The 20359-nt window shown below is 49.4% G+C and carries 18 protein-coding genes; 2 read left to right on the plus strand and 16 right to left on the minus strand.

Annotated features, from left to right (window positions below; genetic code table 11):
• Nucleotides 1-132: 132 nt before the first annotated feature.
• Together OCU43_RS20415 and nadE are read left to right on the plus strand one after the other, a co-directional pair.
• Nucleotides 133-1062 (plus strand): outer membrane protein assembly factor BamD, encoded by a 930-nt coding sequence (locus tag OCU43_RS20415; protein WP_091361745.1) that lies wholly within the window; start codon nucleotides 133-135, stop codon nucleotides 1060-1062.
• Nucleotides 1063-1223: 161 nt separating this feature from the next.
• The gene (nadE, locus tag OCU43_RS20420; RefSeq protein ID WP_091361746.1) at nucleotides 1224-2057 is read left to right on the plus strand and encodes an NAD(+) synthase; all 834 of its coding nucleotides are present in this window, start codon (nucleotides 1224-1226) and stop codon (nucleotides 2055-2057) included.
• Between the two features lie 62 nt (nucleotides 2058-2119).
• Here the strand turns inward: nadE and thiO are convergent, their stop codons facing one another.
• The 16 genes from thiO to ileS all read right to left on the minus strand — a co-directional run bounded on the left by thiO (nucleotide 2120) and on the right by ileS (nucleotide 20325).
• Nucleotides 2120-3211, minus strand: a complete 1092-nt coding sequence (thiO, locus tag OCU43_RS20425; protein ID WP_091361748.1) for a glycine oxidase ThiO — start codon at nucleotides 3209-3211, stop codon at nucleotides 2120-2122.
• Nucleotides 3212-3316: 105 nt separating this feature from the next.
• A complete protein-coding gene (locus OCU43_RS20430) occupies nucleotides 3317-3721 on the minus strand; it encodes a type IV pilin protein (RefSeq protein ID WP_275991312.1) in 405 nt (134 codons plus the stop codon).
• Nucleotides 3718-8244: a pilus assembly protein gene (locus tag OCU43_RS20440; RefSeq protein ID WP_091361750.1), complete on the minus strand. Its 4527-nt coding sequence runs from the start codon at nucleotides 8242-8244 to the stop codon at nucleotides 3718-3720. Before OCU43_RS20440 ends, OCU43_RS20430 begins: the two co-directional genes overlap by 4 nt.
• Before the next feature lie 29 nt (nucleotides 8245-8273).
• Nucleotides 8274-8705, minus strand: coding sequence for a pilus assembly PilX family protein (locus tag OCU43_RS20445; RefSeq protein ID WP_217647478.1), 432 nt, complete (start codon nucleotides 8703-8705; stop codon nucleotides 8274-8276).
• Nucleotides 8702-9682, minus strand: a complete 981-nt coding sequence (locus OCU43_RS20450; RefSeq protein ID WP_091361751.1) for a PilW family protein — start codon at nucleotides 9680-9682, stop codon at nucleotides 8702-8704. The genes OCU43_RS20445 and OCU43_RS20450 overlap by 4 nt, the downstream gene beginning before the upstream one ends.
• 3 nt (nucleotides 9683-9685) lie before the next feature.
• Complete coding sequence (gene pilV / locus OCU43_RS20455) at nucleotides 9686-10123, minus strand: type IV pilus modification protein PilV (protein ID WP_091361753.1); 438 nt, start codon at nucleotides 10121-10123, stop codon at nucleotides 9686-9688.
• A gap of 2 nt (nucleotides 10124-10125) precedes the next feature.
• Complete coding sequence (locus tag OCU43_RS20460) at nucleotides 10126-10620, minus strand: GspH/FimT family pseudopilin (protein WP_275991314.1); 495 nt, start codon at nucleotides 10618-10620, stop codon at nucleotides 10126-10128.
• A gap of 227 nt (nucleotides 10621-10847) precedes the next feature.
• Entirely contained in the window at nucleotides 10848-11336 is a 489-nt protein-coding gene (locus tag OCU43_RS20470; RefSeq protein ID WP_091361757.1) for a GspH/FimT family pseudopilin, read from the minus strand.
• A gap of 20 nt (nucleotides 11337-11356) precedes the next feature.
• Nucleotides 11357-11785 carry a type IV pilin protein gene (locus OCU43_RS20475; protein ID WP_091361759.1) on the minus strand — a complete coding sequence of 143 codons (429 nt, stop codon included), beginning with the start codon at nucleotides 11783-11785 and terminating at the stop codon, nucleotides 11357-11359.
• Nucleotides 11785-14580: a PilC/PilY family type IV pilus protein gene (locus tag OCU43_RS20485; RefSeq protein WP_139203226.1), complete on the minus strand. Its 2796-nt coding sequence runs from the start codon at nucleotides 14578-14580 to the stop codon at nucleotides 11785-11787. The genes OCU43_RS20475 and OCU43_RS20485 overlap by 1 nt, the downstream gene beginning before the upstream one ends.
• A 20-nt stretch (nucleotides 14581-14600) precedes the next feature.
• Nucleotides 14601-15185 carry a pilus assembly PilX family protein gene (locus OCU43_RS20490; RefSeq protein WP_091361762.1) on the minus strand — a complete coding sequence of 195 codons (585 nt, stop codon included), beginning with the start codon at nucleotides 15183-15185 and terminating at the stop codon, nucleotides 14601-14603.
• Entirely contained in the window at nucleotides 15182-15919 is a 738-nt protein-coding gene (locus tag OCU43_RS20495) for a PilW family protein (RefSeq protein ID WP_091361764.1), read from the minus strand. Before OCU43_RS20495 ends, OCU43_RS20490 begins: the two co-directional genes overlap by 4 nt.
• Nucleotides 15916-16425, minus strand: coding sequence for a type IV pilus modification protein PilV (pilV, locus tag OCU43_RS20500; protein WP_175483608.1), 510 nt, complete (start codon nucleotides 16423-16425; stop codon nucleotides 15916-15918). Before pilV (OCU43_RS20500) ends, OCU43_RS20495 begins: the two co-directional genes overlap by 4 nt.
• Nucleotides 16426-16523: 98 nt before the next feature.
• A complete protein-coding gene (locus OCU43_RS20505; protein WP_091361767.1) occupies nucleotides 16524-16979 on the minus strand; it encodes an FKBP-type peptidyl-prolyl cis-trans isomerase in 456 nt (151 codons plus the stop codon).
• A gap of 12 nt (nucleotides 16980-16991) precedes the next feature.
• Entirely contained in the window at nucleotides 16992-17486 is a 495-nt protein-coding gene (gene lspA, locus OCU43_RS20510) for a signal peptidase II (protein WP_091361769.1), read from the minus strand.
• Nucleotides 17487-17496: 10 nt separating this feature from the next.
• Nucleotides 17497-20325 (minus strand): isoleucine--tRNA ligase, encoded by a 2829-nt coding sequence (ileS, locus tag OCU43_RS20515; protein ID WP_091361771.1) that lies wholly within the window; start codon nucleotides 20323-20325, stop codon nucleotides 17497-17499.
• Between the last annotated feature and the right edge of the window lie 34 nt (nucleotides 20326-20359).

Below are 20359 nucleotides of genomic sequence, written 5' to 3' on the forward strand. Positions count from 1 at the left end.
ACGCAGAGACGCTTTGGCTTGCCATCCGGTTATGGTTAAATAGGCCGAATTAATTTTGCACAGTATACCCGAAACAAACAGTAGCCGCTGTTAACTAACGGGAAACTCTCACTTATAGCAGGATAAATGTTTATGCGCCTGGCAAAGTTGCTCGCAATTGTTTCGATCACTCTGATTGCATCTGGCTGTTCATGGTTTGGTGGTGACGAAAAAGAGGCTCCGGATGTACCTGAACAGCAACTCTATCAGGAAGCCCTGGACATGCTTGAAAGCGCCAACTATGTTGCTGCAATTGAAAAGCTGCAACTGCTGGAAGCTCGCTATCCATTCGGGCGATTCTCTGATCAGGCACAACTGGAACTGATCTACGCCTATCACAAAAATTATGAGTCTGAAGCCGCACGGGCGACCGCTGATCGCTTTATCCGACTCAATCCAAACCATGAAAATCTGGACTACGCACTCTACCTGAAAGGTCTGACTGCGTTCGAAAAAGACCGCACTTTCTTCGAGAAGTATCTGCCAATCGATGAAACCCAGCGTGATCCGGGCAGTGCACTGGAATCATTCCAGAGTTTCCAGCAACTGGTCTCCCGCTTCCCCAACAGCCAGTACGCACCCGATGCACAAAAACGGATGACCTATCTGAAAAACCGCCTGGCAACCTACGAGATGCATGTAGCCCGTTACTACGTTAAACGTGAAGCCTGGGTTGCAGCCGCCAACCGGGGGCGTTATGTCGTTGAAAACTACCAGCAAACGCCTGCCGTACCGGATGCACTTTCAGTGATGGTGCTGGCTTATAATGAGCTGGGCATGACCGATCTGGCCGCCGATTCACAAGCAGTACTGGATGCGAACTTTCCCGGCTATCAGTCCAATATTCAACTGGCGAAAAAAGAATCGCTGCTGAGCACCGCTACATTTGGCCTGCTGGGAAGCAATGACTCTCCCCGTCCGGTTCAGACCGCTAAACCGGACCAGCCAGAAACAAAAGAACGCTCATGGTTCAGCCGGCTGACTTTCGGCATCTTTGACAACGAAGCAGAGAGCGACAAATAACTGCACCAACTCTGATCAGGGCGCCAATTGGCGCCTTTTTTCTCTCTGCTTGCGCCCGATCATAGTGCAAACATTCCGCGTTACAGAAAAGCACTTCACAGCCTCCCGGACTTTCCCTTAGAATGAATAGCAGACAACGTTACAAACCACGAGAGTTAACCATGGACAGAGCTTCAATTGTTGCTGCGATGCGGGTCCAGCCGCAGATTGATACCGCTACCGAGATTCAACGGCGCATAGATTTCATTAAAAAGACCCTGCTGGCCAGTGGCTGTAAGCATCTGGTTCTGGGAATCAGTGGCGGTGTAGACTCAACCACCTGCGGTCGTCTGGCGCAGCTGTCCGTTGAGCAACTTAACCGTGAAGCAGGCCATGAGAACTATCGGTTTATCGCCGTGCGACTGCCCTACCATACCCAGCAGGATGAAGCAGACGCCCAGACCTCTGTAGCTTTCATCTCCCCTTCAGCCTGTGTCACAGCAAACGTTCAGCCGGGCGCTGATGGTGTCCACTCAGCCACCCTCAGCGCCATGGAAGCAGCCGGGCTTGATGCAGGTAGTCCGGCCCACATCGACTTTACCAAAGGCAATGTCAAAGCCCGCATCCGTATGGCGATTCAGTACGAGATTGCTGGCCTGCTGGGCGGGCTGGTTCTGGGGACCGATCACTCCGCGGAAAACATCACCGGCTTTTACACCAAGTATGGGGACGGCGCTTGCGATCTGGCGCCTCTGTTTGGCCTGAGCAAACGCCAGGTCAGAGCGGTAGCAGCGGCACTGGGGGCCCCGGAGCAACTGATTCATAAAACGCCGACCGCCGATCTGGAATGTGATACACCACAACTGGCGGACGAGGTGGCTCTAGGATTAACCTACGATCAGATTGATGACTTTCTCGAGGGTAAGCCAGTCACCCCTGAAGTCGAAGATAAGCTGATTGGAATCTACAGCCGTACCCAGCATAAACGACAGCCTATTCCAACGATCTACAACTGATCTTTAACATTCAAAAAGGCCTCATATGAGGCCTTTTCTATAGCTAAATTTTCACATCAGCGCTATACCCGTCCGAACAGCTCATAGGGCAGCGGATCAATGACCGGTTGACGCTTCAGCAAAATATCGGCCAACAAGCGGGTTGATGCTGGTGCCAGCACCAAACCATTCCGGAAATGCCCGGCGTTCAGGTAGAGATTGTCATATCCAGGCACTGCGCCAATGTAGGGAACACCTTCAGGCGAGCCCGGGCGCAATCCAGCCCAATGGTGTTCCAGTTCATATTTTTCAAGCTCTGGACAGATCTGCAACGCAGTCTGATACAGCGACGCTTTCGCTTCTTCGGTGGTCTGTTTATCAAAACCCACCCGCTCCAGCGTACTGCCCACCAGAATACGGCCATCATTTCGGGGGATCAGATAGCGCCCCTGCATCAGCACCACCCGGTTGATCAGCCCCACGGGCGCCTTGAACAGCATCATCTGCCCTTTTACCGGCTCAACCGGGAGCTCCACCTCCAGAGGCGCAAGCAGCTCACTGCTCCAGGCTCCTGCGGCGATAATCACCTGATCGCCTTGTAACACCCGATCGGCCAGACGCACCCCGGTGACCGCATAGTTTTCTATGCTCAGCCCCTCTACCCGTCCCTGCTCAATCAGGTTGATATTCGGGGTGATCTCCATACTGCGACGTAACGAACGGCCTAAACGTGGATTACGGATACTGGCCACTTCCGGCATCCACAGTGCAGAGTCTAATCCGGGCGCGAGGCTGGGTTCTTTCTGGTAGATAAAATCAGCTCCGACCTGCTCCATCGGTTTCTGATACCGCCGCCCCCAGGCCAGCGCATCATCCGCATCATCCACCCCAACCATAAACATCCCTTTCAGGCGCAACTCCGGATCCAGCCCGGTCTCTTCCAACAGTTGTTGCGCCAAATGGATATAACTGGTTTGCGACCAGGTCGCCAACGCCGTCACAGGATCAGAATAACGCCAGGGGTAAAGCGGTGAAACGATCCCACCTCCGGCCCAGGAAGCTTCCTGTGCACAGTTATTCATATCCACCAGCGTGACCTCAGCACCCGACTGCGCCAGCTCTCTGGCGGTCAGCATCCCGATCACGCCTGCTCCAATTATCAGGTAGTCAGACATAGTTGAGCCTTATGGTTGGTACAAAGAGGGTTGAGTATATAAAAAAACGCGCCAGGGGCGCGTTTTTTTTAGACAAATGCTGATTTATTGCAAGAAAACAGCGGGTTACCAACAATCATCAACAGGATCACCAGTCGTGCCTTTTTGCCCAGTATGGGTGATTGTCATGTTGCCACAGCGATCCCCCACCATACCATTTATTGGCGCAGCCTGAAGTGTATAGGTCGTCGCCGTAGACGCGGGTACTGATAAGTCATAAAACTTAGGAGTACCATCTTTTGGCGATTGCGTATAGGGCAAAACCGCCCCGGTATAGGACCCATTTTCCGTATAATACCTTTCCAGTGACTGAGCTAACGAAAGCAAACTCCCTTGCGCATCAACACGTCGACTCTGCGCCACCTGCTCCTGATAGCTGGGGTAGGCTATTGCGGAAATAATGCCGATAATAGCGACAACAATCATCAGCTCGATTAGGGTAAATCCCCGCTGGTACTTCATCTGATTCATCTGATCTCTCTCCAGCCTTTGCGGCCCTGCTCAAAACCAGAATTCAATAACATTTGAACAGGCTCTGTTCCAGCGCTCTCCGTTACATACAGATTATCAGGCTTACCACCCACTCCGGTTACAACACTATCTGAGATATTGGAAAATCCACCATCCCCCTGATTAATCATAACCCCGCTACCAGGCGCCACATAAGCTGTATTACCACCACTCGCAGGCACTGTTACTTTATCAGAATCATTGATAGCTGCATCACCATTAAAATCAAAACTTGAGTAGCCAAATCGAGATCCTGACTCCAAGTCCAGAGCCATAATCCAGCTACTTCCGCCAAAACTACAAGGATCAGCAGAAGGGATTTTTGTGGCAAAGAGAACCTGTGATCCATACAATACGGGAGAAGTATTAACCAGCTCCCCAAGAGCCCCAGGGCCTCCTTGCGTTGTTGACCACTCCAGATCTAAATACCAACCTTTATCTGTCCCTCCCAAGGAGTTATTACTCGTTACTCTTACGCCATTTGTCCCCACATTCCCCTCGTAAACAATCTCTTGTTTCAATAAGTTCGAACGATCGCTTATGGCCACCCCGATATCCCTTACACCATACAGAGTCTGCACCTGAGGTGAAGCCGCCACTTCATTATCACCACTCAGGTAGTAACTACCGGTACCAAACAACACCATATGGCGTCCCCGGCTATCATAGGTAGTCCTTATCGCGCCTGTAATCGGTTGACGCACGCCAGATGCGTCTTTGGCAACAAAGAACGGCAACGGAGTCGTACCACTAAGCAAGGCTGTTGGTGGAGCCCAGTTGCCAGAAGTAGCACCTTTAATATCAAACCTCCATAAATTCCCCAATGTATCTCCAACAATAATCCGATCAGCAATACGGTCCTGGTTGAGATCTATTACTGCGGGCTCTCCCAAGCCCCCCGTTGTAGGCACAACCAGTTCCCTGATGATCGAACCATCTGCAACATTTAAAATCCAGATATACCCCTGCGATGCCCCATGAACAAAACCACTGCTTATAACAACTCCAAACTTTCCATTAGGCAAAGCTGTTATGGTTGGCTGTTGAATCAAAGAGCCCATGTCTTTATGTTTAAATTCCCAGAGAATATCTTCTTTCGTCATACTTTCAGGGTTGCTGATATCCAACAATGAAACACCTGCTCCACCAGCTCCAGGTGTGACAGCCACAACAGTTTTCCAACCTGATGAAACGCCTGTCGGCACATCTGCAGGAGCAAACCATGCATCAGAGACCCGGGGCTCACCATCAACATAATAACGATGACCATAATTCGGATCGGTCAGCTCGTACAGATTACCGAATACACCAGAAGGTACGTAGGCAAACAGCTCCTTTCCTCCATTATTTGCTGTCGAGGAATCCGCGGTAGCATCAAACGCGTGCAGCATCCCATCATTTGCACCCACTATAAGAATAGGAGGCTTATTTACATAGTCAGAGGAAGACCGATAAGTTTTATAAGCCGTTTTTACAGCCGTACCGAATGATGTCCCTAATCGGCTATAGCCAAAGTTACTCTTGTTGGATACATATTGAGGAGATGAATTCACTATATCGCCAAGCCGACTACCGCGACGCCTGAATGGTTTAGAGCTATTTGTAAGTGTTTGCTCAAGTGCCCGGCTACCTCGTAAATAATCCAGCCTCTGTTGTGCAACAGCTTCTGTCGTTGGGGCACCACTTGCAGGTGTTGAACGTAGCATCAATTTCTGTTCAGCGGACAAGTCACTCCAGATAAAGTCAGCGCCACTGCTATTCAGTGTAATACCCGTCAGAACGTCCTCCGCAGCATATGTGCTGGTGAAAATATTACGGCTGGTCATATCAGCATCCGTAAGCGCATCCAGAATCGATGCAGCGCTCCAAAGCTCAACAAGTGATGGAGCGCCATTAGAATCAACCTCTCGGGCAACAAGATCACCTGACCATAAACTCGAATCCATCAGGGCATTAAATAGCGCTGTATCCGTATCCAATCTCGAACTATTAGCCGTCAAGGCAGCAGCAGACCCCTTAACCGATGCAGAAATAGAGGCAAACGCATCAGTTAAACCATCCACCATCTTGCGGGCATCGCCTGCTGTATAAAAGTTATCCGTTCTTTTGTAGTCACTGCCAGACTCATCGGGGTTTAATATATCTGTATTGGTGTACCACCACCATTCAGGTAACGGGTCCGTACGCAGATAAGGATCTCCCAAACTCTGATCGTCGCACTCTGTACCTGTCGGAGTGTAACTGGCCAGGGAACAACTTGGATGTTTACGTACTACAAACCCACCATACTTAGCAGTCAACCAGAACTGGTTATTTCTTAAGTTACGAAGATACTGGTTTTCAAGCACATCAACCCAGTAGGTTTGCACTGTTTGCGTACCGGCAAAGTCTACCGGGCGGATATCCATGGTATTTGCATCGTATGCCAGACCCGCCATAAAAGCGGAGTTGTTCCGTCCAGAATAGCTGCTGGCCCCGGTATCAATGGAAATACCTTCCAGTGCTGCAATCTTATCTGTGGCTGTCCTCACATTCACCGAGAGATCAGTGGACACCTCCGTAGGCTTTGTTGGCTCATCTGTTCCACTGGTATTTCCTGGAAGGTTCTTATCCCGGTGAGTATTCACATCACCAATACCCAGTACAACATTCTTCTGGCAGGCGTACTGAATAGGATCATTCCAGCTTCGAATCACTGGGAAATTATCAACCCATTTTGCAATTTCAGTATTCCCAGGGGAGGAGTTATGCGCCGGTGACTTGGTGTAGTATTCGTCGACGTTACCCTGATGCTTATAATATCTCAGGGCGGTGTAATAGAGTTCGCTAACCGGATCGTAGCTTTTAAAGTTGTTATTATTTAGTTGTCCAAACTTATTCAGGTAGTTTATGACGCCACTATCAGAAACCGTTGTACCATAATAGGATGCTGTATCCGACGCATCAGTTGGGTCTGGATTACGCTCCAGAATACCGGTAGAAGGATCCCACTCCATATTCGAATTGGCAATCTCACCGGCAGATGGATCCAGCTGTATGGGTCCAACAAACTTCTGACGAGCTCTTAAAACGCCCCCATCCCGACGGTAGTTGGAATCGTTCAGATAACCAAAAATACTGTACCTGATATTATCCGCATAGCGTTGAATCAACCCTTCCGGTTTCCAGCCACTGTCATACTGTTTACAGTTAGCTTCAACGCCAATGCTAGGGTCACACACTTTTATCCGAACAGATGTGCCAAAGGTATTAGTTGAAATCGGATCATAGGCGATAGTTCCGCCGCCTGAATATGAAGCCACACGTAATTTATCAACATAGTACTCATGGCCACCATGAACATAGAGACGGTTAAAGGTGTTATAAGAGGTATCTGCACTGGTTGTCTGAACAGACGCCAACTCTGTACCACCGTTATCGTACACCGTCAGTTTGAATTTATCGCCTGGCACACTTTCAAATACAAAACGGTACCACTGATCGGTTGGCCGGGTCCATGAGGCAGTTTCCATATTACTGGCTGAACCACCGTTTCGCTTCTCAATCTTGATAGTGCCCGCAGAAATATTAATACCATATCCATTGGCACTATTGTCAGACAACGCCAGCCGGTCAGACTGACCATTCTGAGTGCCTACTGTTGGACGATAGATCCAGCCTTCAAACACAAAGTTATCGTAGTTGGCTGATGATGAAAGATCTTTATAACCACCATGAGGGTCATTATTATTGATCTTTTTCAGTGAATATCCGCCAGACTCAAACGATTCAGTTGAGCTACGGATCACGGCTCCACTGGAATAATCGCTCCAGCCCGAGCTAAAATCGGTATCATTCAGTAACTCGGAGAAAGACGCAGCACCAGTAGTATTGCTAAAACCATGCCCTGAGGGCAGGGTAAACTGCATCTTATTGCCTAGCCCACCAATTTTTGTTTCGAAAGAGGATGTTGAGAAAGGCGTCGCATTGTTAACAACTGTAGAACCACTGATACTGCGTACATCAAAATAGTTGTTCTGACCACTATGCCGGGCTTTTTCCAGCCAGGTCTCTGTCGCTGTATCTTTAACCCGGTAACCACCGGTCAGTGCCCAGCGAAACGGATCAATCGTCTGTGTAGTAGCCCAGTTTAAAAAATTACCGCTCCAGACATCACCTGGGCATTTATAATTAGTATTGATACTAACAGGATAGAAGTGCCGCTCAGCTTCATCAGCATCATACTGATAGCGATAACATTTTTTTGGATCAAAGTAACCGATACTTTCACTATCTTCATCATAACTGCCAATATTCGCTGCGCTTAAAACTGTCGGCCACTCAACCGAGGGAACCAGAGCAAGGTTACCCGGAACATTCCCCTGTCCCAGAAACAGAGGTGTTTGCGCAACTGTGGAGGCTAGCGAGGAGGAAGAAACGGTTCCCGCAATAGAAATAAATACCAATGCCAACCAATATCTGGATGCTGATTCTAGATCTTTCATTATTAGTCCTCCGTAGCCCACTGAATAACCTAATCTTTGACTACGTAAATTGATTCTAACTGGACATCTGATTGATCAGAAAGCCCATTTGAAGACGCGGTAACTCTGATAACCACGCCCAGCTTGGCAGCAGGTAAAGTGGTGGTATTTTCAAGTATTCTAACCAATGTAGCAGTCCAGTTGGCATCGCCATAAGAACCACTGACTGAGTCACCAATATATTCTAAAGTTCCGTTATCGTAGCTATCATAAGCACTATTCTCGCCCTCTCTTAATGCTGCCTCAGCAGCATTAAATGCAACTGAACGGTCACGGAGATTTCCTGACATTTTTTCCTGCAGGGTTGTGCCCTGCATTGAGCTGACGCCAATCAACGTCAGTATCAATACGAAGATAAGCGCAATAATAAGAACGGCACCCTGCTCCCTGTTTTTAGGCATCATTAATCGCTTATTGATCATTCCAATCGATTCCTCAGCGCTACCGTTGCAGAAAAGTCCTGACTAATATTGTCCTCTGTCACAGATACTGTCACCCTAACTGCGACCACATCACCCCAATCACCAATACCATCAGCATCCGCAGAGTAATCCAGTGCCGGACCTGCTCCAGATACCACAGCATAATTTATTGTCAGGCCAGTAACCCCCTCAACCAGTACGTTATCATCACCACCTCCAGCCGTACCGTTATCGGAAACACCATTGTCATAGCTAATAAAGCGTAACGCGGTTGGTGTAGATTGCCCTTGCCCCACGTAATAAAGCGTGCTGGACAACAAAGATATATCAGTATAATCATCAGCTTTATAGGGCCTTCCAAGACCTTGAGCCGCTACGGACACATTACCAATTTTTGCAGCAGCCGTTTCAGAGCCTCGTTTCAGGTCAGCAGTGTTATTTGCCGCTGTATTCTGAAAAAGATCACAGGTTTCACCATTAGAAATAATCAGAATGGCTCCCGGTTCTTCCCCACCAACGGTCGGAAAAGTCTCATCATCCACTTCGAGGTCCATATTCAATTCAGCGGACGCCTCTCTTACAGCATGTTTGATAACGACAATATCTGTACCGGCCGTATAACCAATTAAATCGTTTTCAAAAAACTTTCCGGTGGCATCAGTCCAGCCTTTTATCGGAGCGTTCAGATCAAAGACATCTGCTTCATAGTCAGCATCGGCCGTGTCAATAAGGTTCTGCACCTTAACAAAACAATTCCCTTTATAACCTACATTACGCAGATCTTCAGTCAGAATCTCTAGTGCAAAGCGACCATCTTCCTGTACACGGGAGAGAGATTCATTACTGTTAAAGCTTGCTGAGCTGCCTATAAACACAGCCAGGACGCCACCGATAATAAACAGCCCCAGAACCAGAGCGATCATTAACTCGATTAAGCTAAAGCCCTTTTCTCGCTTTTTCAGTAACAGAGTCGACATTAATTAAAACTCCATATTATAAATAAAACTGGTGTCACCATTGTCGGCTTCATTCTCAGCCCGAATCCGGGCGCGATTATCGTTCCATTTAATTGTAATAGTCGCTGTTCTGTTAGGTTTATCCAAAACTAGCGTGCCCACAGCCCCAGAGACTAATTTAGCCGCAACATCAGCATCCCATAAAGCCCGATCTCCTCCCTGGCCATCATCATAATCGCCAGCCAAGGCGGAATCAGGTGCTGCTCGTATTCTGTCAGCCAGATCATAGGCCAGAAAAGTGGCCTGGGATCTATAATAGGCCCCCTGATTACTCTTCAGCGCCATAGTCTGAAGGGCAGCAACCGATAACAATCCTATCGATATAACTACAACAGCGATCAACACCTCTATTAGAGTTGTCCCACTCTCACCCTGGCGCCCTCTATCGTTATAGCACGGCATGATCAACACCCACCCTCTTGAACAATGGCCCGTCCACTGACGTTAACTGATAGGCAGCGACTATCATTATTATTTTGTATCTCAATACTTCCATTAGTCGTAGCCCGACCAGAGCTATTGAATACAAAGCCATTCGTCGCACCGGAAACAACAAGATCAACCGCCCCCCACTCCCGGATAACCTCTACATCGGCAATCGTTTCTAAATCCGCTCCAGTCTGCGCAACCACAACCCAACCATTACTCCAGTCAGAATCAAAATCACAGGCAGTAAACCCCGCGTTAGCACGACAAATAGCTGCGTTTTCTCTTCGGGTAAGTGCTACCGAACGAGCCAACTGGGTTGCCGTGTTCAAATCATGGGCAACTGACCGAAGCCGGTTTGACTCAATAACCGCATTAAAACTGGGAATACCGATGCCCAGCAGAATACCCAGCACGACCAGTGCCACCATCAACTCAATCAGTGTAAATCCGCGCTGCTTTACAATACGCAAAAAGACCACCCCACCCATTCATCATTGAATATTGAATAGAATTATAGAAGCAAATCCATTTGCACTCTGTATTGACTATATTTTAGTCACTCCTGCAACTATCCATACGCAAGAACTACCCAAAACAGTTACTTTAAGTCAAACAGTTGTAAGAAAAGGATAAGATTAAACCAAATCAGCAGGCTCTGTAACTGATTTGAATCTTATTTTTAGGAAATCAGCTGGAATCAGCCGTTTCTGATGCGCCCCATACCGGAAACAACAAGTGTTTTTGTTTCTTCAGAAACGGTCATGGCGAAAGTTCCATTATCTCCGGTTGTGCCTTTAGCCGTCAGCTTTATCTGGAAACAGTTCTTTTTATATTCAATAACCACCCCTTCAGGAAACTCATTCTGAAGTAACTTGGTATCTTTGAGTGGATCATAACTGTTATCACCATCCAGATCGTGATAACTGACTACTCCGTCACTCCAGTTATTACCACAACCGCCTGTAGCAATATCTAAAGGACAGAGAAACACGGGACGTTGCTGGGTAACTGCCTCGTAACGGGCCTGACTATAGCTGTCTTTTAACAGCTGTACCGTCGTATCGAGCTTTTGAGATGATACGAACCCCGCCAGAGAGGGCACTCCCACGGTCAGCAAAATCGCCAATACACTTAATGCCACCAACAGTTCGATCAGCGTCACACCCGTTTCTGTTTCATAACTCATAACTCCATCTCTCCCTAGGGTTACCAGCACTCCTGTGCTCCCGCAGTGCCCGTTGCCGTTTTCTGCCCCTGCCGGTCAATGCCTAGCTGACCACACTGGTCTGAAACCTGAGAACCCAGAGGAACCGCTTGCAAACTATACAGGGTAACATCGCCCTGAAACCGGTAACGGGTAGCCATATCTCCATCTGATGCACAATCGGAGGTCAGCAGATCATCCCGGCCATCGCCATCCGCATCACCCCATCCGCTGTACGTCAGATCCGCTGCATATTGCCGCTCGAGCTGTTGCGTCATATTCAACAAACAAAGCCTCGCTGACTCACGCCAGCTGTCCTGGATATGCTGCAGATAGGAGGGGTATGCAACGGCAGCTAGCAAACCGATAATTGCGACGGTGATCATCAGCTCAATCAACGAGAATCCCTGGTTATCCGATTTCAGCTTCATCAGTCACGCTCCTCCAGATAGCGCCAACTGGATCGGCCCGTTGCGTTGGGGTCACGCTGACGCTTATCCGGGTCACCCGGTTTATCAGGGTCACTGTCATCACCTGTACTGATGATCTGATCCTCAATGCCATCCGTCAGAATTAACGGACCATTGCCATTACCCTGCTGCTGACCTGATGCGTTCACCTTATCGCCATTTGCATCGGTGACCTTATCATCGTCGTCATACTGGCCATCCCGATTATTATCAACGGTGACATAGGAGAAGCGACTACCTGAGCTTTTATCCAGCTCCATGGTCCAGCCATTTCCGCCCGCCTTACAGGGATCAGAGGTATAAGTCCGGGTTGAGAGCAAGACACGACGATCTCTTATGCCGGGAGGGTTAAGCACGCGCTCACCCAGCTGCAGCCAGCCCCCGTTACCATCGGGTGTTTTCAAATCGATAAACCAGCCGGCCTGACTGCCGGTTAAACGGTTGTTGGTTGTCAGGCGCAGGTTGCGGGTCACACCATTAAAGTCATGACTACCCTGATAATAGATCGACTGTTCCAGTAACTGTGACCGACTCCCCGTGATCGCTGAGCCGCTATCGATCACACCATAGAAACTCTGCACGCCCATATCTGATTTATCTGCTATTTCAAAATCTTTGCCGGTACCAAAGAAAACCATATTATGTCCGTAGACATCTTCTGACACCGCCAGTCGTGAGGTAATCGGCTGAATATCGCCAGCAGCACATGGAGTGCTGAGGGTTGAGCCCTTATTTGAGCTTCGACAAGCCTGAAACAGCTTATAGTCCAGCTTCCAGTTGGCCGGGTTACTATCAGACAGATCAAACTTCCAGATATTACCATACAGGTCACCGCCATAAATCACGTTTACCGTAGCGCCATCATCACTGACGGGGGATAGCGTGGACATACCATTAGGTCTGTTCAGTCCTGCCGGTGCCTCATCTAAGCCTGTATTGGTGGAGAGCTTAATCACTGTCTGACCCGTTGCAAGATCAACCAGATAGATTACTGCATCCCCGGTTAAACTCTGATGATCATCTGCTTCGGTACTGTTATAACCATTGCCAAACACCACATACCAGTTGCCATCTTTCAGTCTGGCTATCGCCGGGCGGGCATAACTATACCCCATATCGACATCATCACTGTCGTCAAACTCCCAGCGGAAAACCTTCGCAGCCTCCGTTTCGCTAAAATCATCAGGGTCGGTAACATCCAGCACATAGACCCCTTGACCGCCCCCGTTGAGACCACCGGCAAGCATGGTGTGCCATTGATTGTTGATATATACGTCCTGTACTGTCGGGGTGCCATCGACATAATACTGATGCTGATAGTCAGTGTTAGACAACAGTGAAAGTTTTGGTAACAGAACAGAGGGAATATACGCCAGCAACTCCTCACCATCTGAGGCCCGAAAGCCGTGCAACATGCCATCATTAGCTCCGACATAGATCATCGGCTCGCGATCTGCATATGTCTTTTTAAACGCCCGATAGGAGGAGGAACTGTTAAAATTCTGCGGTGGGCCGACATAGATCGGATTCGAGTGAATAATATCCCCCAACTGACTCTGACGAGCACGAAAATCGCTTACGCTTTCGCCACGTATATAGTCCACCTGTGAGGAGTCATTATTAAATAACAGCGTTTTTTCTTCACTAGTAAAACTGTTCCAGCGAAATCCGATGCCGGTTGAGCCCCTGTTAGTGATGACCATCCGACTATTAGCAGAGGGAATACCAGACGAAGCACTCCACACCGGGACATCACTGACCTCAAGAAGCCCGGTCTGAGCGTTGATGGCTGTACTGAAAGCCGACAGTTCACCGCTCCAGCCACCCGTATTGTAGCTGGCCTGATAGATATTCAGGCCGCTGGTAATATAACCACTGTTGGCGCTCAGCTGTGTATCGCTGAACACTTTTCGACTGATATCAGCAAACACCTTTTGAAGAGACGTCAGCAGTTCAGCCTCATTACCTGCCGTAAAGTAGTCTCCATGCCCTTTCACAGCAGCATCATTAAGCATGGGAAAGTTAATATCAAAACCGATGGTATAGGTGTACATATTCTGCATACCGGCCTGATCACTCATATCGGTGTCCCAGGCGAATTTTGCCAGGTCATCCAGGTAGTACCATTTTTCAGTACTGGCTAAGCTAGTCCTGCCCCACCGGTCTCTCGTGAACTTTCTGTCATCATCGCTGGTATCCCAGTTCGGCAGATTGCTACCGGCGTCAGCGTCGTTGAGTTGACTAAAGTTACCATCTTTGGTCGGTTCGCCATCGGTAATGACAATCGTAAAATTCTTCTGACACTGACTGGTAATCGGCGAGGAGTAACGACTGCCGGTGTGCGAAAAGTGCCCCTTCATTCCCCTGAAGTAACGGGTTACCTCATAATATGCTTCAGACATCGGGGTCCAGTTATCTGCACCATAGCCATCAAGGGTTGTTAGCAGGTCGGCCTTTTTGCTGCCACAAACCTGGTCGATTTTACCCCCCTCTTCGTAGTTAAAGCTTGCCAGCCCCAACTGCATTCCGGAGCCCGATTCGATCACCGCCCGGGCAGCCGATTTGGCCTGATCGATTTTTTTCTTTCCTCGGCGCTGTCCCGCAGGAGGATCATCCATACTGCCGGAAGTGTCCATCAGAATCATGACATTCGGCTCAGCAGTTTCCGCGGCCCCAATCGGTATTGGGCTGATGGTATATTCAGCCGACAACACCGACCTACTGACAAAAACGACAAGACAGACTAGTTTGAACATCCCTGTTTTTTTCACTTTTATCACCTGAAACGCTTGCGATATTCGCTGACCAGTACGACTTCGCTATTCCCTGTCACACCGGTACTTCGGCTCAACTGACGAAAGGTTGCCACACCACTACCCTCGCCATAGACATAGCCTAGGGTTTTATCATCCGGGGTAAGCTGTACCAACTCCAGACTGACTTTTGGCTGCTCATACACCCTGGCGATCTTATTAGAATTGAAGTCACTGGCAGGTTTAGCTCTGGCTACCCAGTCATCCACGGTGCTGAGTTTTTCCAATTGATCTTTCAGTGTCGCACTGCTGGATGAGCTGCTACGACTATCAAACACAAATTCAGTGTCACCGGAGCTCCAGCCATCATAATCAGTTAGCTCAGGTTCTGCTTTCAGCGAGGCAAGCCACTCTTCTGCATACAATAGCGCAGTCTCACTCGCTTCAAATGCCACAGCCTGATCCTGCAGATTGGCAGTCATTCTCGATTGCAGCAGATTGCTCTGAATCGCCGTTGACGCTATCAACGTCATCATTAACAGCAGAATCAGCGCTACCACCAGCGCTGCACCCCGCTGGCCTTTGTATACTCCCCTTAAACTGATCATCCACCCGTTCCTTTCACGGTTAATGCATTCCTTAGCAAGGCGGTCGCTGTATAGACCTGATACAGTCGCCGGTCAGAGGTATCGATAGCATCAAATGGCACAGGTAATACCTGCGCCTGACCGGTAACACCGCTGCCAGAACTTCGCATCAAAAGGTAAAAACGGGCGCTGATCACTGACGCCCAGTCAGAGGCGGACATAGCACCAAGCTTTTGATAGCTGTCCACCAACCGATCGCCATCTGTATCAACGCCATACTCCATCACCAAAGCAGTCGCGCCTTCAATCAGCGCTGCGTTATTTCTGTAGAGGGAGGGGTTCCCCCCGGAATTGCCAATATAGTATGCCCGGCCATCGGAACCCGCGGTTGTAAGCCCGGGAAGATAAACAATCTCACTACGCACATTGTCCGGAGTAATAATCAGCGTATTATCTGCGTGAGCCAGTTCAAAGGCCTCGATCTTATCGGTGTCATTTTCAACCCCCTCTATCAGCAGGTCGCTGTCCACACCGACACCACTCTGCCGCAAATCAGTCAGTAAAACAGTCATGGCATAGCGACCGCTTTCCTGCACCTCAGACATTGCATCCTGCACCTGATATGTACGTGCGGAAGCCACATACGCGGCCAGCATGGCTGAAATAAGCAATAAACCAATGACGGTTGAAATCATCAGTTCAACCAATGAAAAACCTGATTGAGTGAGCAAACTGGACGTCACAGGCCGCTTCATAGATCGACCTCATGCTGATAACGGGATATGCCACCCTGATCCCGACGACCGTTCCAGTTGATGACAATAGTGATACGCTGACTGGACCGTTTAATTTCAGCATCCCCCTCAGGAAGACTGACAGCCACCCAGCTAAGCCAGTTATGGAGATCAGAGTAGGCCAGTTTCTTAGCGCTATCGGTCACCCCCGCGGTAGAGAAGCTCTGGGCATCCTGACTGAGCGTTAAAGCATAGTAATCGTCCAGCCCCGCCTGCTTATTGAGCCGGATACGGTCTGCCATATCATTGGCTATCGCAATGGCCTGGGTACGCAGATAAGCACTTTGATTTTGCTGCAAGCCACGCGCCTGCATAGTCATCATGCCGACCATGCCGATAGCGACCAGCACCAGAGTCACCAGCACTTCTATAAGAGAGGTTCCGCACTGACGACGGGGAATAATATAGGTAGGTAAAAAAGTGCGCGAGCACGCGCCGGGGGCGAGCCCACATCCCTGTCTGCTCATGACAACATCCATGTTGTATCAAAGAAGTAACAGATTACAAAATGAAAAAGTAATTTACCAGCAGATCATCCGTTTTACTGATCCAGAGCAAGTTCACTCTATTCGACAGCGATTATTTTTACTTCAAACTTCAGTTTCTTGCCCGCCAGTGGGTGGTTAAAATCCACGGTCACCTTATTTTCATCAAACTCGGCAATAACACCGGGCAATTCGCCGTTTGCTGCATCAGCAAAGGAGACCACCAGGCCAGGTTCCAGCACCATATCGCCGAACTGACTGCGTGGCAAGCGCTGCATATTGTTCGGATTCGCCATACCAAAGCCCTGTTCAGGCAGGATATCGATCACCGCCTCATCACCGGCCTGCATCCCTAACAGAGAGTTCTCAAAACCGTCCAGCAACTGACCATCCCCAACAACAAAGGTTGCCGGATTGCCCTCAAAGTTGGAATCGACTACCTGACCATCTTCCAGTTTAATCGCAAAATGAAGGGTTACCTTAGCATCGGGCGCTATGGCCTGTTGTGGCGTCTCTTGAGAAGTAAATTCTGACATAAATGCAGACCTTTATTTGGATTTATGACGGCTATCACTGAACCATAGCATATCGATAATCAGCATGCCTGCCCCGATGGTAATAGCACTATCGGCCAGATTAAATGCTGGAAAATAATAGCCGTTATAATGCAACGAAATAAAATCGATTACATATCCCTGTACGACCCGGTCATATAAATTTCCCAGCGCGCCCCCCAGCACCAGCGCCAGACCAGCCCCCAGCCAGTACTTATCGCGTGGAGTACGGGCCATCCAGAGCAGCAGTACAGTGCTGACAACTACAGCGATCAGAGCAAAAAACCAGCGTTGCCAGCCCCCGGCCTGAGCAAGAAAGCTGAATGCAGCACCGGTATTGTGCAGTAACGTCAGATCGAACACTGGCAGCAGAGGATGAGGCACGCCATAAGACAGCAGCGTGCTGGCCTGATACTTAGTAAACAGATCCAGCACGACGACTAAAACCACCAACCAAAGCCAGCTGAGAGCAGTACCTGCCTTGCCCATAACGATAACCTTACGCAAAACTGCGCTGTTCACCGGCACCCGCAACGTTTTCAACACAGCGGTCACACAGCTCTGGATGTTCGGGATGGTTACCCACATCTTCGCGGTGATGCCAGCAACGACCACATTTAGCATATTCAGAAGGAGTAACAACAACTTGAATACTTGCAGGCGTCTCCATTTCAGAAGATGCTCCTACAACTTTTGCTTCATTGGGAGCATTCTTGAAGTCATCAATAGATGCAGCAGAAGTAAGCATTACAAAACGCAACTCATCACCTAACTGCTCCAAACATGCCTTAGTGCGCTCATCGCAATAAATGGTTATTTCAGCATCCAAACCTGAACCAATTACTTTATCCCTTCGCAACCATTCCAGCTCTGCATTTACTGCAATTTTAGCTTCTTTTACTATCGACCAAAACTCACGCCCTAATTCAGCATCTTCTTCAAGCAGGGCCAGTTCGGTATACCAGGTCACCAACTGTACTGACTCAGCGCGTTCACCCGGCAACTCATTCCAGATCTCATCGGCGGTAAAACTAAGAATCGGCGCAATCCAGCGCACCATCGCCTCGGCAATATGATACAACGCGGTCTGGCAGGAACGACGGGCAACCGAATCAGCCTTAGCGGTATACTGACGGTCTTTGATAATATCCAGATAGAAACCACCCAGATCCAGCGAGCAGAAGTGCGACACCTTCTGATACACCTGAAGCATCTGGTACTGATCATAGTGTCCCACCAGCTCGTCCTGCAGACGCGCAGCGCGATCAACCGCCCAACGATCCAGCGCCACCATATCAGCCGGCGCCACCATATCGGTTTGCGGATTAAACCCTTCCAGGTTGGCTAACAGGAAGCGGGCAGTATTGCGGATCCGACGATACGCATCTGCTGTCCGTTTCAGAATCTCATCAGACACAGTCATCTCTGAGCTGAAATCGGTGGAAGCAACCCACAGGCGCAGAATATCAGCGCCGTACTTGTTCATCACATCCTGGGGCGCAACCACATTGCCCACTGATTTAGACATCTTGCGACCATCACCATCCACCGTAAAGCCATGGGTCAGCACCTGCTTATACGGCGCACAGCCTTTGATGGCGATACTGGTTTTCAGGGATGACTGGAACCAGCCACGGTGCTGATCCGAACCTTCCAGATACATATCCGCCGGGAACTGCAGGCCGTCGGTGCGGTCCAGCACAGAGTAGTGGGTCACACCGGAATCAAACCACACATCCAGAGTATCCAGTACTTTTTCATACTGATCCGCCTCATCACCCAGCAACTCTGCTGCATCCAGATCAAACCAGGCATCGATACCGGTTTGCTCTACTCTCAGCGCCACATCTTCGATCAGGCGAGGGGTTTCAGGGTGCAGTTCTGAAGTGGTTTTATTCACAAACAGCGCGATTGGCACACCCCAGGTACGCTGACGGGACACACACCAGTCAGGACTCTGTTCAACCATCGACTCGATGCGGTTCTGGCCCCAGCCAGGGAACCATTCAACCCCTTTGATCGCAGCCAGAGCGTCTTTTTTCAGCCCTTTCTCTTCCATGCTGATAAACCATTGCGGCGTAGCACGGTAGATCAATGGCGTTTTGGTACGCCAACAGTGTGGATAACTATGGCTGAACTGTTTCTTCAGAATCAGACGATCGTTTGCTTCCAGTGCCGCGACGATCGCACCCTCGACTTTGTATACATGCTGTCCGGCAAACTCACCGGCATTTTCTGTATAAACACCATCAGGCCCTACCAGATTCAGGGTACCGATACCGTAAGCGCGGCCCACGCTGAAGTCTTCCACACCGTGATCAGGAGCCGTATGCACCGCACCGGTACCCGCTTCAACGGTCACGTGATCGCCGAGAATAACCGGCACCTGCTTATCATAAAACGGATGATGCAGTTGCTGATGCTCCAGCGCTTCGCCCTTACAGTGACCAACAATTTTGTACTCTTCCACACCGTAACGCTGCAGCGCATCTTCAACCAGCGCCTCGACAATCAACAGTCGTTCACCACCCACCTGCACCAGCACATAATCGAGCTCAGCATTCAGTGATACCGCCTGGTTAGCAGGCAGTGTCCAGGGAGTCGTGGTCCAGATAACAACCGACGCTTCGCCCTCACCGGAAAGATCGTCAAAACAGCTCAGAAACGCCTCCTGATCAACCGGCGCAAAACGCACATCGATCGCCAGAGAGGTCTTATCCTGATACTCAACTTCCGCTTCCGCCAGGGCAGAACTACCTACCACGCTCCAGTAAACCGGCTTATAGCCTTTCACCAGGTGGCCGTTTTCTGCGATCTTACCCAGCGCACGGATAATGTTGGCTTCGGTTTCGAAGTTCATGGTCAGGTAGGGGTTATCCCAGTCACCCAACACCCCGAGACGGATAAAGTCTTTCTTCTGACCCTCCACCTGACGGGCCGCATACTCACGACATTTTTTACGAAAATCGCCGTAAGATACTTTAACGCCTGCTTTACCGATCTTTTTCTCAACATTGTGCTCAATCGGCAGACCGTGGCAGTCCCAGCCCGGTACATAGGGGGCATCGAAGCCAGCCAGGGTGCGGGATTTAACAATGATATCCTTGAGAATCTTATTCACTGCATGACCGATATGGATATCGCCATTAGCATAGGGAGGGCCATCATGCAGAATAAACTTTTCACGACCTGCGCTGACTTCACGAATCTTCTGATACAGATCCATCTTCTGCCACTGTTTCAGCATCTGAGGCTCTTTCTGAGCCAGATTGCCGCGCATCGGGAACTTAGTATTCGGTAAGTTCAGGGTCGGTTTATAATCGGTCATTGTCGTATCGCTTCTGGATCGTCTAATTTTGGCC

This window comes from Amphritea atlantica, assembly GCF_024347255.1.
Taxonomy (GTDB): Bacteria; Pseudomonadota; Gammaproteobacteria; order Pseudomonadales; family Balneatricaceae; genus Amphritea; species Amphritea atlantica.

What these genes read in the sequence shown, in the direction of transcription:
- OCU43_RS20415 (WP_091361745.1), top strand. Translation starts at nt 133, where the DNA reads ATGCGCCTGGCAAAGTTGCTCGCAATTGTTTCGATCACTCTGATTGCA.
- nadE (WP_091361746.1), top strand. Translation starts at nt 1,224, where the DNA reads ATGGACAGAGCTTCAATTGTTGCTGCGATGCGGGTCCAGCCGCAGATT.
- thiO (WP_091361748.1), bottom strand. Translation starts at nt 3,211, where the DNA reads ATGTCTGACTACCTGATAATTGGAGCAGGCGTGATCGGGATGCTGACC.
- OCU43_RS20430 (WP_275991312.1), bottom strand. Translation starts at nt 3,721, where the DNA reads ATGAATCAGATGAAGTACCAGCGGGGATTTACCCTAATCGAGCTGATG.
- OCU43_RS20440 (WP_091361750.1), bottom strand. Translation starts at nt 8,244, where the DNA reads ATGAAAGATCTAGAATCAGCATCCAGATATTGGTTGGCATTGGTATTT.
- OCU43_RS20445 (WP_217647478.1), bottom strand. Translation starts at nt 8,705, where the DNA reads ATGATCAATAAGCGATTAATGATGCCTAAAAACAGGGAGCAGGGTGCC.
- OCU43_RS20450 (WP_091361751.1), bottom strand. Translation starts at nt 9,682, where the DNA reads ATGTCGACTCTGTTACTGAAAAAGCGAGAAAAGGGCTTTAGCTTAATC.
- pilV (WP_091361753.1), bottom strand. Translation starts at nt 10,123, where the DNA reads ATGCCGTGCTATAACGATAGAGGGCGCCAGGGTGAGAGTGGGACAACT.
- OCU43_RS20470 (WP_091361757.1), bottom strand. Translation starts at nt 11,336, where the DNA reads ATGAGTTATGAAACAGAAACGGGTGTGACGCTGATCGAACTGTTGGTG.
- OCU43_RS20475 (WP_091361759.1), bottom strand. Translation starts at nt 11,785, where the DNA reads ATGAAGCTGAAATCGGATAACCAGGGATTCTCGTTGATTGAGCTGATG.
- OCU43_RS20485 (WP_139203226.1), bottom strand. Translation starts at nt 14,580, where the DNA reads ATGTTCAAACTAGTCTGTCTTGTCGTTTTTGTCAGTAGGTCGGTGTTG.
- OCU43_RS20490 (WP_091361762.1), bottom strand. Translation starts at nt 15,185, where the DNA reads ATGATCAGTTTAAGGGGAGTATACAAAGGCCAGCGGGGTGCAGCGCTG.
- OCU43_RS20495 (WP_091361764.1), bottom strand. Translation starts at nt 15,919, where the DNA reads ATGAAGCGGCCTGTGACGTCCAGTTTGCTCACTCAATCAGGTTTTTCA.
- pilV (WP_175483608.1), bottom strand. Translation starts at nt 16,425, where the DNA reads ATGAGCAGACAGGGATGTGGGCTCGCCCCCGGCGCGTGCTCGCGCACT.
- OCU43_RS20505 (WP_091361767.1), bottom strand. Translation starts at nt 16,979, where the DNA reads ATGTCAGAATTTACTTCTCAAGAGACGCCACAACAGGCCATAGCGCCC.
- lspA (WP_091361769.1), bottom strand. Translation starts at nt 17,486, where the DNA reads ATGGGCAAGGCAGGTACTGCTCTCAGCTGGCTTTGGTTGGTGGTTTTA.
- ileS (WP_091361771.1), bottom strand. Translation starts at nt 20,325, where the DNA reads ATGACCGATTATAAACCGACCCTGAACTTACCGAATACTAAGTTCCCG.